At 40.6% G+C, this 13,848-nt stretch carries 13 protein-coding genes; 4 read left to right on the forward strand and 9 right to left on the reverse strand.

Translation table 11 applies throughout. From position 1 onward, the window contains the following. Positions 1-39 precede the first annotated feature (39 nt). The 9 genes from CDOMF_RS00375 to CDOMF_RS00415 form a co-directional block, all read right to left on the reverse strand. Positions 40-1,713, reverse strand: coding sequence for an ABC transporter ATP-binding protein (locus CDOMF_RS00375; RefSeq protein WP_260951939.1), 1,674 nt, complete (start codon positions 1,711-1,713; stop codon positions 40-42). 124 nt (positions 1,714-1,837) lie between these two features. Then, positions 1,838-3,955 carry a heavy metal translocating P-type ATPase gene (locus tag CDOMF_RS00380; protein ID WP_260951940.1) on the reverse strand — a complete coding sequence of 706 codons (2,118 nt, stop codon included), beginning with the start codon at positions 3,953-3,955 and terminating at the stop codon, positions 1,838-1,840. 1 nt (position 3,956) lies between these two features. Further along, positions 3,957-4,334 (reverse strand): ArsR/SmtB family transcription factor, encoded by a 378-nt coding sequence (locus tag CDOMF_RS00385; RefSeq protein ID WP_260951941.1) that lies wholly within the window; start codon positions 4,332-4,334, stop codon positions 3,957-3,959. 153 nt (positions 4,335-4,487) lie between these two features. Beyond that, positions 4,488-4,931 carry a YkgB family protein gene (locus tag CDOMF_RS00390; RefSeq protein WP_260951942.1) on the reverse strand — a complete coding sequence of 148 codons (444 nt, stop codon included), beginning with the start codon at positions 4,929-4,931 and terminating at the stop codon, positions 4,488-4,490. A 90-nt stretch (positions 4,932-5,021) separates the two neighbouring features. Continuing rightward, positions 5,022-5,801: a pseudouridine synthase gene (locus tag CDOMF_RS00395; protein WP_260951943.1), complete on the reverse strand. Its 780-nt coding sequence runs from the start codon at positions 5,799-5,801 to the stop codon at positions 5,022-5,024. Continuing rightward, on the reverse strand, positions 5,801-6,763 hold the full coding sequence (locus CDOMF_RS00400) for a KpsF/GutQ family sugar-phosphate isomerase (protein WP_260951944.1): 963 nt from the start codon (positions 6,761-6,763) through the stop codon (positions 5,801-5,803). The genes CDOMF_RS00395 and CDOMF_RS00400 overlap by 1 nt, the downstream gene beginning before the upstream one ends. Positions 6,764-6,771: 8 nt before the next feature. Then, positions 6,772-8,928: a ribonuclease J gene (locus CDOMF_RS00405; protein ID WP_260951945.1), complete on the reverse strand. Its 2,157-nt coding sequence runs from the start codon at positions 8,926-8,928 to the stop codon at positions 6,772-6,774. Beyond that, positions 8,888-9,736 (reverse strand): 16S rRNA (adenine(1518)-N(6)/adenine(1519)-N(6))-dimethyltransferase RsmA, encoded by an 849-nt coding sequence (gene rsmA, locus CDOMF_RS00410; RefSeq protein WP_260951946.1) that lies wholly within the window; start codon positions 9,734-9,736, stop codon positions 8,888-8,890. Before rsmA ends, CDOMF_RS00405 begins: the two co-directional genes overlap by 41 nt. Next, positions 9,693-9,851: a hypothetical protein gene (locus CDOMF_RS00415; RefSeq protein WP_260951947.1), complete on the reverse strand. Its 159-nt coding sequence runs from the start codon at positions 9,849-9,851 to the stop codon at positions 9,693-9,695. Before CDOMF_RS00415 ends, rsmA begins: the two co-directional genes overlap by 44 nt. Before the next feature lie 79 nt (positions 9,852-9,930). On the opposite strand from CDOMF_RS00415, the gene CDOMF_RS00420 reads away from it, so the two are divergent. The 4 genes from CDOMF_RS00420 (at position 9,931) to hisF (ending at position 13,774) form a co-directional block, all read left to right on the forward strand. Further along, on the forward strand, positions 9,931-10,764 hold the full coding sequence (locus tag CDOMF_RS00420) for an ABC transporter ATP-binding protein (RefSeq protein WP_260951948.1): 834 nt from the start codon (positions 9,931-9,933) through the stop codon (positions 10,762-10,764). A gap of 10 nt (positions 10,765-10,774) precedes the next feature. Continuing rightward, the gene (locus tag CDOMF_RS00425) at positions 10,775-12,370 is read left to right on the forward strand and encodes a DUF4857 domain-containing protein (RefSeq protein ID WP_260951949.1); all 1,596 of its coding nucleotides are present in this window, start codon (positions 10,775-10,777) and stop codon (positions 12,368-12,370) included. 60 nt (positions 12,371-12,430) lie between these two features. Continuing rightward, the gene (locus CDOMF_RS00430) at positions 12,431-12,898 is read left to right on the forward strand and encodes a cupin domain-containing protein (protein WP_260951950.1); all 468 of its coding nucleotides are present in this window, start codon (positions 12,431-12,433) and stop codon (positions 12,896-12,898) included. Positions 12,899-13,018: 120 nt separating this feature from the next. Next, positions 13,019-13,774: an imidazole glycerol phosphate synthase subunit HisF gene (gene hisF, locus CDOMF_RS00435; protein WP_260951951.1), complete on the forward strand. Its 756-nt coding sequence runs from the start codon at positions 13,019-13,021 to the stop codon at positions 13,772-13,774. Positions 13,775-13,848: the final 74 nt, after the last annotated feature.

A 13,848-nucleotide genomic window follows, 5' to 3' on the forward strand; every position in this document is an offset into this window, starting at 1 on the left:
ATATGACAGGTTGTGGCATACCACCATTTCACAATAACACTAATCCATGCACACCACTTTATCCGCTATATTGATCAGTTCTTCGTTATTGCTATGCGTGCAAAATATAATAGCCCAGCCATCTTGTTTAAGCTCTTGTAATAGATCAATTACGATATTTTCATTATCTTTGTCTAGTGCCGAAGTAGCTTCGTCTAAGAATAAAATTTTAGAGTTTTTCATAACGGCTCTTAGAAATGCCATTCTTGATTTCTCTCCGCCTGAGAGTTTATTGCCATCATCTCCTATCGTTTCGTCGATGTTTAAGTGCTTCAAATTTAATTTCTCCAAATAAGCCAAAATGCCGTTTAAATCGCGACTTGAATTTGGATATAAGATATTATTAATAATCGTATCATCATGCAAAAATGTCCTTTGACCGCAATAAGATATAGCCGCTCTTAGCTCTTTATTAGAGTAAGAATTTATGTCTATTCCGTTAATATAAATCATACCATTTGAGACTTTATAAAGCCCCACAAACGCCCTAATGATCGATGTTTTACCGCTTCCGCTACGGCCCTTTATCAGGATCAACTCATTTTTATGGCATTTAAACGAAATTTCTTTTACTAACTCTACTTCATCCAAATAAATTTTTAAATTATTTACCACCACAGGGACATCTTTATATTTGATCTCTTTTTTAAGCAAGCTGGTTTGCACCTCTTCTTTTATGCTTAAAAATTCTATTATTTTGCCTATCGAAACAAGCGCTTTTTGAATGACTTGCAAATAATTAGAGATGTTTCGAATGGGTTGATAAAATTTGCGCGAGTAGTCGGCTATCACAACTATCATGCCGACTGCAAGAGCATGATTACTAACTTGATACACGGCATATAAAAGCACTAAGGCGATTCCTATAGTGCTTAAAGTTCCTTCAATAGGCATAAAGATAGAAAGGCTTTTGGTTCCTGCTTTTCTATTTTTGTATGACTCATCGGATAGTTTGTTGAAGCGTTCTTGCTCTTTAGCTTCGGCATTAAATGACTTGATAGTTTCATATCCGCCAAGAAGTTGCTCTATACTAACGGTTATTTTAGAATCCGCTTTTTGAGTGTTGGCGGATGTTTGTTTTTGGATCCTAGCTGTCTTTATGCTAAAAATATATATAAAAGGTGTTGTGATAAGCAGGATCAATAAGACTGCAGGCTCAATGTATAGCAAAAATCCTACTACGAAAATAAAATCAAAAATATCGCTAAAAATCGTATAAAACGGTCTTTCAAAGATATATTCAAGTCTTTGAGTATCATTCATCAAAGTGTAGATCACATCTCCTTTTGACATCTTAATGATCTCTTTAAAATCGATATTGGTTAGTTTTATAAATAGCTTTTTTCTAACGTTTATTATGATTTTTTGCGCGATGATAACGACTATATAGCAGAAAAAATTTCTAAATAAAATATATACGATTGATGAAGCAAAAAATAAAACAATGCCCGCAATTGCCAGATTATAACTGCTTGGCTCTAAATTTGTAGTTTTTGTGATGAGATCATATATCAAGCCGTTATTTGCGCCATTAGATATCGCACTTATTGTAAAGCCGAAAAATTGAGCCGGAGTGACGGCAAAAAATGATGACACGATAGCCATTACAAAGTATATTATTATGACCGGCTTTGGAATTTCTGCGATTTTAATTATCTCTAGTATGGACTTCAATCTCTTGACTCGGTTAAATTTAATAAGACTCTTCTTTAGGCAGCTTCTTAAATTTATCTAATTATATTTTAGAGATTTTATGATGAAAAATCTTAAAGCAAGATATATGAGATAAAATTTTATTTCACCTCATCGCCCTAACGGAATTTAGTATCGCTATAAGTGCCACGCCTACATCGCCAAACACGGCTTCCCACATCGTTGCGTATCCTAAGGCTCCCATTATCATGATGGCGGCTTTTACGCCGAGTGCGAAGATGATGTTTTGCCAAACGATCGCACGCGTTTTTTTGGCGATTTTAAGCGCGGTTGCTATCTTTGAGGGCTCATCGTTCATTATGACGATATCGGCTGCTTCTATCGCCGCGTCGCTTCCGACTCCGCCCATAGCTACGCCCACGTCGGCTCTTGCAAGCACTGGTGCGTCGTTTATGCCGTCTCCTACGAACATCACTTTGCCCCACCCTGCTTTTTGGGCTAAAATTTCTTCTAGTTTCTCGACTTTTTGTGTGGGCAAAAGCTCTGCAAAAACTTGCGTAATGCCAAGTTTATCCGCGACATCTTGTGCGATTTCTTTGCTATCTCCTGTTAGCATTACAGTGTCTTTTACACCTTCTTTTTTGATCTTTAAAATCGCCTCTTTGGCGTCTGTTTTTAACTCATCGGTTATTATAAATTTGCCTGCAAATTCTCCGTTTATCGCTATATAAACCACCGTTCCAAGTTCGTTTGAGGCCTCAAATTTAACTCCTTGAAGAGTCATAAATTTGGCATTGCCAGCAATTATATCCTTGCCGCTTATGCTTGCTTTTATTCCCTGCCCTGCTACTTCTTCAAATTTCAAGATATCTAATTCGTTGATTTTGCTTCCCTTGCTCTCGTACTCTTTTACGATGGAATTTGCGATCGGATGGGTTGAGAAAAATTCCGCATGGGCCGCTAGCTTTAGCAACTCTTCTTCGCTTTTTATTTGTAAATTTTTGCTGCATAGCTTGATCTTGCTTACTTTAAAAACTCCTTTTGTAAGCGTTCCTGTCTTATCAAAAACGACTGTATCGACGCTGTTTAATGCTTCTAGATAGTTTGCGCCCTTAATGAGTATGCCGTGCTTTGAAGCGCCACCGATACCGCCAAAAAACCCAAGCGGGATGGAGACAACTAGCGCGCAGGGGCATGAGATAACCAAAAATACAAGCGCCTTATAGGCCCAAACCGATAGCTCTTCGTTAAAGATAATCGGCGGGATAAATGCAAGCATAAGCGCGACGAGAACGACTGCGGGAGTGTAATACCTTGCAAATTTCGTGATGAAATTTTCCGTTTTTGATTTTTTAGAGCTTGCATTTTGCACGAGATAAAGTATCTTTGAGACCGTTGATTCGGCGAAAATTTTGCTTACTTTTATCGTTACCAGCGCGCTTTTGTTTATGTAGCCGCTTAGCGCACTTTCTCCTATGTCGATCTCTTTTGGAAGCGATTCTCCTGTAAGAGCCGAGGTGTCAAAAGTAGAAAATCCCCCTATGATCTCTCCGTCAAGCGGCACCTTTTCGCCCGGTTTTACGACAATGAGATCGCCCACTTTAACGCTTTCGGGCGAGACTTTTTGTATCTGTACGCCAAACTTTAAATTTGCAAAATCAGGTCTTATATCCATAAGCGAGGCGATCGATTTGCGCGATTTGTTTACCGCCATCTCCTGAAAGAGCTCGCCTATCTGATAAAAGAGCATAACGGCAACGGCTTCGGGATACTCTTTGATAACAAAGGCTCCAAGCGTGGCTATGCCCATAAGGAAATTTTCATCAAACACTCGTCCTTTTACGATGTTTTTAGCAGCACTTGCAAGCACGCTCCAGCCGATGATAAAGTAGCTTGCCAAAAATAGCGCAAATTTAAGCGTTTCGCTAGCGGGAGCCGTAAGTGCGATGACAAAGAGTACTCCGCCTGCGACAATTTTTGTGATTATGTTTTTTATGCTGCTATTTTCATGATTATGTGAAGCGCTTTTTTGCTTGTATTGAGTGACGATAACACCGTCTTCTATGCTGTCAACAAGGGCTTGAATTTCTTTGACAAACTTGTCTACCTGCAAGGTTTTGCTACTTTTTATAAAAATTTTTTGCCCCAAGAAGTCTAAATTCGCCTCTTTTATATCAGGCATTTTTGCTATCTTTGCCTCGATCTTCGCCGCACAGTTCGCGCAGGTTAGATTCCTAAGCGATAGGGTTATCTCGCTACTCATTTTATCTCTCCATGATGTGCGTAAGTCCTTGTTCGATGATGCTTTTTACGTGTTCGTCGTCAAGTGAATAATAAACTACCTTGCCCTGTTTTTTGTGCTTAACCAGTCTTCCTTGCTTAAGTATTCTAAGCTGATGCGAGATGGCCGAGTGACTCATGCCAAAAAGTGCTGCGATATCGCAGACGCACATTTGCGATTTGGATAGTGCGCTTAGGATTTTTATCCTTGTCGTGTCGCCTAAAATTTTAAAAAAATCCCCAAGATCGTATAAAATTTCTTCGCTTTTTAGCTCGCTTTTTACTTTTTCTATCACATCTTGATGTATGATCGTGCTTTCGCAAACCGCTTCTAAATCGCTATTTTGAATATTTTCTTGCATTTTTTGCCTTTATATATGAACAATTATTCATTTGAGCAAGTATATAACTTTAAAAATGGTTTGTCAAGGATGAAATTTGCTAAAATTTAAGGCTAAATTTGGCCTATTAACCCGCACGGCTTTATTTATCGTGCGAGTTTGAAAGTGTAAAATTTAGATGAAAGAGGCTTGATTGCGAGCTTTTTGTATTCTGGTTAGATCGTATTTTAGGATTATAAATCCAAGTGCGACCATGAAAATGTCTTTAAGTATGAAGCCATCCGGCTTGCCAAGTTGCGGCATGAGGCTAAGTGTGACAAGACCAGTTAGGATCACGATGAGCGCGCCTAGAATTCCGGCTTTTGGCTTTTTGTAACCGATTGCAAGTGCGATATATCCGATACTTTCAATAACTCCTAAAAAATAGCTAGCTCCGTGAAAGCCAAAAATAGCATAGAGAAAATTTAGCCAAGTTGCCGATATAATCGGCTTTAAAAGCTCGACTTCAAACTCAAACCACTTGTAGTTACCAAATAAAAATAGCACCAAGATGAGCGCAAATCTTGCGAATTTGATCTCAAATTCCGAATTTGTAAATTTGTGAATTAAATTTTGCATGTTTATCCTGTTTTTAAATTTGCAAAATTGTAACCAAAGAAGCGTTATGTAGTGTGAAATTTGAGATTTAGCCGAGAAAATCGGCTAAATTTAGTAGCGAATTTTGTTAGTTTTTAAAAAATTCCTTAGATCTTCGTATTCGCTGTTTTCAAAGTAGCGCCATTTGCCGGGCTTTAGCATGCCAAGATCGACACGTCCGTAGCTAACGCGCTTTAGATCCATGACTTCAAGGTCAAAGTAGCCAAAAAACCTTCTTAATTCGCGGTTTTTGCCTTCGTTTATGATGACTTTTAGTTTCGTGTATCCGCCGCTTGAGCCAAAAATTTTATATGCTAAAAATGGCTTAAATTCCATTGACTTTATCTCGGTTTTAGCGTGCGCGCCCTTGGTTGCATCCTCGGCGAAAAAGCCCTCTTGCATTGCGGTTATGACTTCTTGCCCTACTTCGCCTTTAACTTTTAGATAATACATTCTTTCTAAATCGCTATCCATAAGTGCAGTTGCGATAGCCGGTGCGTCAGTTAGCAGCAAAAGCCCTTCACTAGCGTAATCAAGCCTGCCTACGCTTACAAATTTAGCAAAATTTCGCGGCAAGCTATCGTATATCGTCTTTCGTCCGCGATCATCTTTTTTGCTCACTAGCTCGCCCTTTTGCTTGTGATAGACGATCACTGTAAAATCTTTTTTAAGCTTTACGAGGCGGCCGTTTATCTTAACCTTATCCTCATCGCTAACACTTGTTGCAAGCTCGCTAACAACGCGGTTATTTACGCTAACTTTGCCGTTTTTGATGAGCTCATCGGCCTCGCGACGCGAATAACTCGTGTTGTGTGAGATAAATTTATTAAGTCTTGTTTTTGAACTTTCCATTATAGCCCCAAACTCGATAAATCATGTATATGCAGCACTCCGATCGGTCTTTCGCCCTCGTCAAGCACTACTAAAATTTGGATCTTGTACTCTTCTATCAGCTTTAGCGAATCTATTGCTAACATCTCTTTGTTTGTTAGTGTTTTTGGCGTTTTAGTTGCGTAGGTTATCGCTTTTTCGTTGATGTCAAAGCTCTCGCTCATAAGCGCTCTACGCAAGTCTCCGTCGCTTAAAACGGCCTTTAGCTTGCCTTCGTTATTAACTAACAAGACGTTACCAAGCTTGCCGTGAGTCATCGCGTCAATCGCTGATTTAAGGCTAACATCATCTTTTATGATCGGTAAATTTTGCGTTTTCATTACGTCTTTAACCTTGACAAATAGCCTCTTGCCAAGGCTTCCGCCGGGATGGAAATTCGCAAAATCCTCTTTCTTAAACTCTCTTTTTTTCATCAAGCAAACCGCAAGTGCGTCGCCAAGAGCCAGTGTGAGAGTGGTTGAGGTTGTAGGAGCGATATTTAGCGGGCAGGCCTCTTTGATGATGTCTAATTTTAAAAGAGCGTCGCTAAATTTGCCAAGGCTACTTTCCTTGCTCTTTGCCATGCCGATTATCTTGATACCAAATCGCTTGATATGCGGCAAAATTCGCACGAGCTCATCGCTCTCGCCGCTAAAGCTAATCGCCAAAACAACGTCATTTTCATCTATCATCCCAAGGTCGCCGTGCATCGCCTCGGTCGGGTGTATAAAAAAGCTTGGCGTGCCCGTGCTTGCAAGCGTGGCAGCTATCTTAGCGCCTATATGCCCGCTTTTGCCGACTCCTGTTACGATTACCTTGCCTTTGGCGTTATATATCAAATTTACCGCCTCATCTATCTCGCTTCCAAGCTTGTTAGCTTGCCTAATGAGCTCGGCGGCCTCTTCTTTTAGCACTTCGCTTGCGATTTGTATCATATCTTGCATTTTAAACCTTACATCAAATAAATTATCGGAACGATGGTAGGGTATTTTTTAACCTTCCTAAATATATGCTTTCTTATCACTTGGCGCACCTGGCTTTCAAGCATGCGGCTGTCTTTTAACAGCTCTTCTTTTACGTTGCTTAAAAACTGCACGAGCACCTCTTCCATCTCTTTACTAAACTCCGCGTCTTGTTTGTCTGCAACGAGACCGTAGCTAACTACGCGCGGTTTGTTTATAAGCTTTTGGCTGTGGCGTGAAATTTGAGCGATGATCATGACTACGCCCGCTTCTGCCAAATTTTGGCGGTCGATAACGACATCGTCTGAAATTTGCTTGTTGATCTGGTTATCTATAAAGACTTTACCGGTCTTAACGGTCTTTGCTCGTTTCATATATTTTTGGCAAATTTCAACCTGATCGCCGTCACTCATAAGATATATGTTTCGCTCATCCACTCCGCAGCTTATGGCTGTCTCTTTGTGTTTTGCGATGTGGTTGTATTCGCCGTGAACCGGAAGGAAAAATTTCGGCTTCGTTAGGCGGATCATGAGCTTTTGCTCCTCTTGCGCGGCGTGTCCGCTTACGTGAATTTCGCTAAAATCCTGATACGCTACGCTTGCGCCTGATTTGATGAGGAAATTTAGTACCGTTGAAACGCTTGTTTCGTTGCCGGGGATTGCCTTTGAGCTGATTATGATCTGGTCGGTTGGCTTGATTTTTATGTATTTGTGCTCGTCCGTTGCCATGCGATATAGCGCACTCATCGTCTCGCCTTGGCTGCCTGTGGTTACGATTAGCACCTCGTTATCTTTAAATTTGCCGACCTCATTTGCGTCTATAAAAATTTTCTTATCGAGCTTTACGTAGCCTAGCTCCATTGCTGTATAGAGGTTTCTCTCCATACTTCTGCCGATGACGCAGACCTTGCGGTTGTATTTAAGCCCCCACTCGATAGCCTGATAGACGCGGTGGATGTTTGAGCTAAATGTGCTCATTATCACGCGTCCTTTGGCTTTGGCAAATATCGCGTCAAAGGTCTTTCCTACGCTGCTTTCGCTCTTTGTGATGCCCTCTTTGTAGCTGTTTGTGCTATCGCTCATTAGGCACAGCACGCCCCTTTCTCCGTAGTATGCGATACGTCCTAAGTCCGTCGGATAGCCGTCAATAGGCGTGTGGTCTATCTTAAAGTCACCCGTGTGCAAGATCGTGCCGGCTTTTGTCGTGATGGCAAGCGCGGATGAGTCGATAATGGAGTGAGTTATATGTATCCACTCAACTTCAAAATCACCGATCAGATAAGGCTTGCGCTTTTCAACCGAGCGAAAGAGCGAGCGTTCTTGCTTTAGTCCATGCTCTTCAAATTTGTTGTTTATCATTCCAAGCGGAAGCGGTGTGGCGTAGATCGGGAACTTAAACTCTTTGTAAAAATACGGCACCGCACCGATGTGATCCTCGTGCGCGTGAGTTATGATGACACCTTTTACCTTGTCTTTGATCTTTCTAACGTAGTCAAAATCAGGTATCAAGATATCCACCCCGTGCATGCTCTCGCTTGGAAAGCTCATGCCGATATCTACGATTATCGCGCTTGTTTCAGTCTCAAACACTGTCATGTTTCCGCCGATCTCGCCAAGCCCGCCAAGCGGAGTCACGCGGATCTTATGCTCACTTGAATTTAGGTATTTAAGCGGCTCTAGACGAAGCTCGTGAGTGGCTTTGTTCGCCTCTATCGCACTTGCGATATCTTGCTGCCACTGTTCGTTACCATTTAGTTTAGCAGGCAAATTTTTCTTTGCTTTTTTGCTCTTTTTTGGCTTTTGAGTATCATCATTTGAGCTGTTTTGAGCTACATTAGCGTTTTTGTTTTCAGTATTATGATTTTTTGCAGGGGCTTGAGAATTTTGCCCGCCGTTTTGCGAATGTTGCTTTTTATGCTGTTTTGAGTTGGATTTTTTGCCGTTTTGCTTGCTCGTGTTAGCTTGTTTTAAACCCTCTGCTTCGCCGTCAAATGGAGCCGCAAAGAAATTATCTATAACGTTATTGCTCGCCTTTTGCTCGGCACTTACCTCTGTGCTGATCTCGCCTTGGTTGTTCTTGTTTTTCGGGCGAAATCTTCGTTTTTTATTACTCTTTCCTTTTGAGACTACAACTTTGTCTTCGTTCATCGTTTACCTTTAGTTTTTTAAATATTTTTAGATAAACATTGGCGTCGATCTCGTGAGGACGTAAATTTTGGCTCAAATTTAGCTCGCCGTAAATTTCAGCCAGCAAGGATTTATCGAAATTTGCAGATAAATTTTTGCTAAGCGTCTTTCTCGGTGCGCTAAAAGCGGTTTTTAATAAATTTTTAAATTTTTCATACTCAAATTTAGTTTTAAAAACAGCGTTTTTGCCTATCAAATTTTTGCTTTTTTGAATTTTTATAACAGATGAGGTTACTTTGGGAGGCGGGTTAAAACACTCGCTTGGCACGTCAAAAAGCAGCTCGCAGCCGCCTTGAAGCGAAGCTAAAATCGCCAGCGCGCTAAACTCGCTTTCGCCGCCTTTAGCGCTAAATTTGACCGCGACCTCTTTTTGTATCATCACAACAAGCCCGCGACATCTCTCATCTTCGATAGCGTTTAAAATCATCTTTGTGGCGACGTAGTATGGCAAATTTGCCGTTAAAAAGTAGTCTGTCTCACTCAAACCGCTTTCGTCCCACTGACTTAACGCATCTACGCAAAAAAGTCTTAATCGTCCGTCTTTGATCTCTTTTGCAAACTTTTTTTCAAGCAGTTCGTAAAGCTCGCTATCTATCTCGTAGCTTGTAACTAAGCTTGAAATTTGCAAAATTTTTGACGTCAAATCACCTAAGCCAGACCCAATTTCTACTATGTTTTGCATATCTTTGGGAATCGATTGGATGATTTTGTTCAGCACATTTTGATCATGTAAAAAGTTTTGCCCAAAATGTTTCTTTGCCTTGATCATTTGGCAAATTTATCCAAACTTTGCTTATAAAAAGTTTATTTTGAAAAACAAATATCATTACGGCTATGTTTTCTATCGAAATTTGGATGAAATTTGAGCTATGAATTTTTAGCATATTTATGATAGTAACTCTTAAGATTGCCCTTATAAATAATGTAATAGAATTTCTAGTAATATTTTATATAAGGTTTTTTATGAACGCTATCGAGGTAAAAAACGTCACTCATTTTTACGGCAAAAAGCTGATTTATGAAAATTTGAGCTTTAGCGTGAAACAGGGCAGTGTCTTTGGAATTTTGGGCAGAAACGGAGTGGGCAAAAGCACGCTTATAAACATACTTATGGGCTACATCCGTCCAAAAAGCGGCGAGTGCAGAGTGCTTGGCAAAAATAGCTTTAACCTTGATAACGATACCAAGCGCGATATCGCCCTGCTGTTTGAGGGATTTACGAGCTTTGATCACCTTGGTATCGCGCAATACGAGGAATTTTTATCCGCATTTTATCCGCGCTGGGATAGCAAAATTTATAATGACTTGGCAAAGCTTTTAAAACTCAGCAAGGATCAAAAGCTAAATTCGATGTCCTTTGGGCAAAAATCTCAGGTTATCCTTGCCTCGCTCTTTGCGCAAGATGCGAAAGTGCTTATATTCGATGATTATTCCATGGGGCTTGATGCGGGATATAGGCGGCTTTTTGGCGATTATCTGAAGGACTATCTTGACGGCAAAGATAAGACCGTGATCGTTACAAGCCACGTGATGAGCGATCTTGAAAATTTGATTGATGAGTTTTTGATCGTCGAGCGAGGAGGGCGAATTTTTCAAAGCAAGATGAGTGAATTTATGCGCGAATTTAAGGTTTATAAGTTGCCAAAAGAGCTTGACGTGAGCAAAGAAAATTTTAAAAATGTAGATGAGTTTAAACATCACAAAATGGCTTACGGATTTGTAAATTTAGACGGCTTTGAAGCGCAAAATGCAAGCTTTGAGGATAAGTTTTTAGGCTTTGTAGGCAGATACGAGTAGGGGGGCGGACTTGAGAGCGATATTTTTAAAAGAGATCAGTAGGCTTGGGCTCTTCTTTGGATTTTTGGCTTTGGTTTTGGCTATCTTTTTTGCTTGGTTTAGCTTTGATATTAACTATAAATTTGGCGCTATCCATCCAGAATCAGTCATCTGGTACGGCTATGTGTTTTTTGATAACGAGCCTGAATTCGCGACCTTTGCAGCGATCTTGGCAAGCTTTATCTGTGTGGCTTTAGCGCAGTTTTTGCCGCAGCGAAACCGCATAAAATGCCTGCTTCATCTACCTGCCTCAAGCTTTAAAATTTTGCTTTGGCACTATCTTTTTGCGGCTATATTTTTTGCGATTATTTGGGCTGTTTTTGGGGCTTGGCTTGTGTTTTTGGCAAGCAAATTTTATCCTGTAGTCATCACAAAAGAGATTTTTATAAACTGGTGCTATTTTTGTTTAAGCGGAGCGGTTTTTTATATCTTTACAAGCTCGGTTTTGATAGACAAAAGAAGCCTTAGAGCTGCTATCTCAAGCGTGATTTTTGTCGTAGTTTGCTTTGCGCTTGTGTTTTACGTTAAGAGCTTTGCCCTACTTCTTGTTTTGCTTTTGGTCTCTATCTTGCTTGGATTTAACGCGCTCATCTCACACAAAGAAACTTCGATAAATTTAGCCTTTTTGTTAGCCATTTACGCTGGAATTTTAGCGGTGGCAGGAGTTGGCGGATATAAATTTTACGAGCAAAAATTCGCAAACAAATCCGAGAGATATTATATATTTTACTCGCCAAGCCTTAAGGAATTTGTATTTCAGGAGAATTTGGGCGGGCATTATTTTGCTTACAGAAGCGCTAGCGGCAGAGTTTTTAAAAACGAAACAGAGTATAAAAATGAGCTTGCCTTTAACTACTATATGGATTTAAAGCAGCAAGGCAAAATGCCCGTAAAGATCGGTGATGAGGTCTTTGACGAGGCGGCTATAAGGCAGGCTAGGATGTCGATAACCTATGCGCCAAAGGATGCCACGCCGCCTAAAATTCCTTTCTATCCGCTCTTTAATCCCGATCCGAAAATTTCAGCCATACCTTTTAGCGAAGATATGATCTATCTTGACGCGGATAAATTTCGTGTTTTTCATCATGACGGCGATGAGGAGGGCGAATTTAGCCAAATTTTAAATAAAGAGGCTAAAAATTTGGGTGTGAAATTCCCGATTAAAGCTGTCTTTGGAAGATTTACAAACTTAAAGCCGTTTGATGCGGGGCTGTTTTTTAAAGATAGTGCAGGAGAGTTTTTTAATGTGAGAATTTATGATGATAAAGTAAGTTTTGAAGCAGTTAAGAGCCTTAAAAATTTTCATTATCTACATATAAACGAGAGTAAAAATAGCGAGTTTTTAGGGCTTGGCTTTAATGAGGGCAAAATTTATCTATTTAGCAAAAATTACGAGCTAAAAGAGCTTGATACGGCGAAATTTGACCCAGTTACAATGCGCCTTAGAGTGAGTTTTGATCCTAAGTATTTGCAGGTTAGATTTGATGATGGCAAGGATTATCGAGCGTATGTTTTTGATAAAGATAGCTTTGAGAAAATCGGTGAAATCAATCTAAAAGCAAAGTAAAATAGTTACCAAATTTAGCTAAAATTTAAGTAGCCAAAACTTTTATCTAAGGAGATGATTATGAAAAATTTTAGTCTTGCTCTTTGCTCTATCTTGCTTGCATTTGGCTCTTTAAACGCTCATCCGCTCGTGCCTGAAGCAGATAGAAGCGTTCAAGTGTATAAAAAAGATGCGCTCGTGCCTTGGAACCGCGAAAACGCAGGCGGTGGCGTAGGTCCTTTGCTCGGAGATTTTGCGTATAATCGCCATCAAACCACCGATCAAGACGCCTTTAGAGAGATCGGTTGGCTAACCTTGCCAAAGGGTGCTTCCATCGGGCTTCATAAGCACATCGATAACGAGGATGTTTATATCATCATTTCAGGCAAAGGCGTCTTTACCGACTCTCACGGCAAGCAGACTGAAGTGGGTCCCGGTGATGTGACTATCGCTCGTCCGGGGCAATCTCACGGTCTAGCAAACACGGGCGAAGAGCCGTTAGTTTTTATAAATGTAGTTGCAAAAACTCAAATTTTAGATAAAAAATAAAATTTTTAGAGCAAGCTTGCTAAAATTTGGCTTGCTCTTGCCCGCTTTTCTTGTTTTAGCCCGCTGCGGTTATTAAGTGAAATTTTGATAAAATCGGCGAAAATCACTTAAAGGTAAGCCGTGAATAAATTTGCCAAACGTATAATCCCATGCCTTGATGTTAAAGATGGTCGCGTCGTAAAGGGCGTAAATTTCGTAGATTTAGTGGATGCCGGAGATCCTGTTGAGATCGCCAAAAGATACAACGAAGAGGGCGCTGATGAGCTTACTTTCCTTGATATTACCGCAACTCATCTTAGGCGAGATACGATCGTGGATGTTGTGGAGAAAGTTGCTCGCGAGCTATTTATCCCGCTAACCGTGGGCGGTGGTATCAAAACGCTTGACGATATTTCACGGCTTTTAAACGTAGGGTGCGACAAGATCAGCCTAAACTCAGCAGCCATTCACAATCCAAATTTGATAGACGAAGCGGCAAATAAATTCGGCTCTCAGTGTGTCGTGGTAGCGATTGACGCTAAGAGCTTTGAGAGCGGCTATCATGTGTTTATAAACGGCGGCAGGATAGATACGGGCAAGGATGCCTTTGCTTGGGCGAAAGAGGTTCAAGAGCGCGGCGCGGGCGAGATACTGCTAACTTCTATGGACAGAGACGGCACTAAAAACGGCTACGACCTTGATATCACGCGCATGTTTAGTAAGCTTAATATCCCTGTTATCGCAAGTGGAGGTGCTGGCAATATGGAGCATATTAAAGAGGCGTTTTTGGCGGGTGCTGATGCTTGTTTGGCTGCTTCTATCTTTCACTTTAGAGAAGTTGAGATCAAAAAACTTAAAGAGTATCTGCGTGAAAACGGTATTGAGATTAGGCTTTGAGAGTTAAATTTATGCTTTGTTTTGAACTTTGTTTCCTGAAAATTAAATTTAACGGCTGTGAATTTTTGGAGATT

The organism is Campylobacter sp. RM16187 (assembly GCF_025319965.1).
In the GTDB taxonomy this organism is placed as follows: Bacteria; Campylobacterota; Campylobacteria; order Campylobacterales; family Campylobacteraceae; genus Campylobacter_A.

Excerpts from the sequence above, each read along its gene's own strand:
- CDOMF_RS00415 (WP_260951947.1), bottom strand. The coding sequence starts at position 9,851 with ATGCTAAAAATTCATAGCTCAAATTTCATCCAAATTTCGATAGAAAAC.
- CDOMF_RS00400 (WP_260951944.1), bottom strand. The coding sequence starts at position 6,763 with ATGCAAGATATGATACAAATCGCAAGCGAAGTGCTAAAAGAAGAGGCC.
- CDOMF_RS00390 (WP_260951942.1), bottom strand. The coding sequence starts at position 4,931 with ATGCAAAATTTAATTCACAAATTTACAAATTCGGAATTTGAGATCAAA.
- CDOMF_RS00430 (WP_260951950.1), top strand. The coding sequence starts at position 12,431 with ATGAAAAATTTTAGTCTTGCTCTTTGCTCTATCTTGCTTGCATTTGGC.
- CDOMF_RS00395 (WP_260951943.1), bottom strand. The coding sequence starts at position 5,801 with ATGGAAAGTTCAAAAACAAGACTTAATAAATTTATCTCACACAACACG.
- rsmA (WP_260951946.1), bottom strand. The coding sequence starts at position 9,736 with ATGATCAAGGCAAAGAAACATTTTGGGCAAAACTTTTTACATGATCAA.
- CDOMF_RS00420 (WP_260951948.1), top strand. The coding sequence starts at position 9,931 with ATGAACGCTATCGAGGTAAAAAACGTCACTCATTTTTACGGCAAAAAG.
- CDOMF_RS00385 (WP_260951941.1), bottom strand. The coding sequence starts at position 4,334 with ATGCAAGAAAATATTCAAAATAGCGATTTAGAAGCGGTTTGCGAAAGC.
- CDOMF_RS00405 (WP_260951945.1), bottom strand. The coding sequence starts at position 8,928 with ATGAACGAAGACAAAGTTGTAGTCTCAAAAGGAAAGAGTAATAAAAAA.
- CDOMF_RS00380 (WP_260951940.1), bottom strand. The coding sequence starts at position 3,955 with ATGAGTAGCGAGATAACCCTATCGCTTAGGAATCTAACCTGCGCGAAC.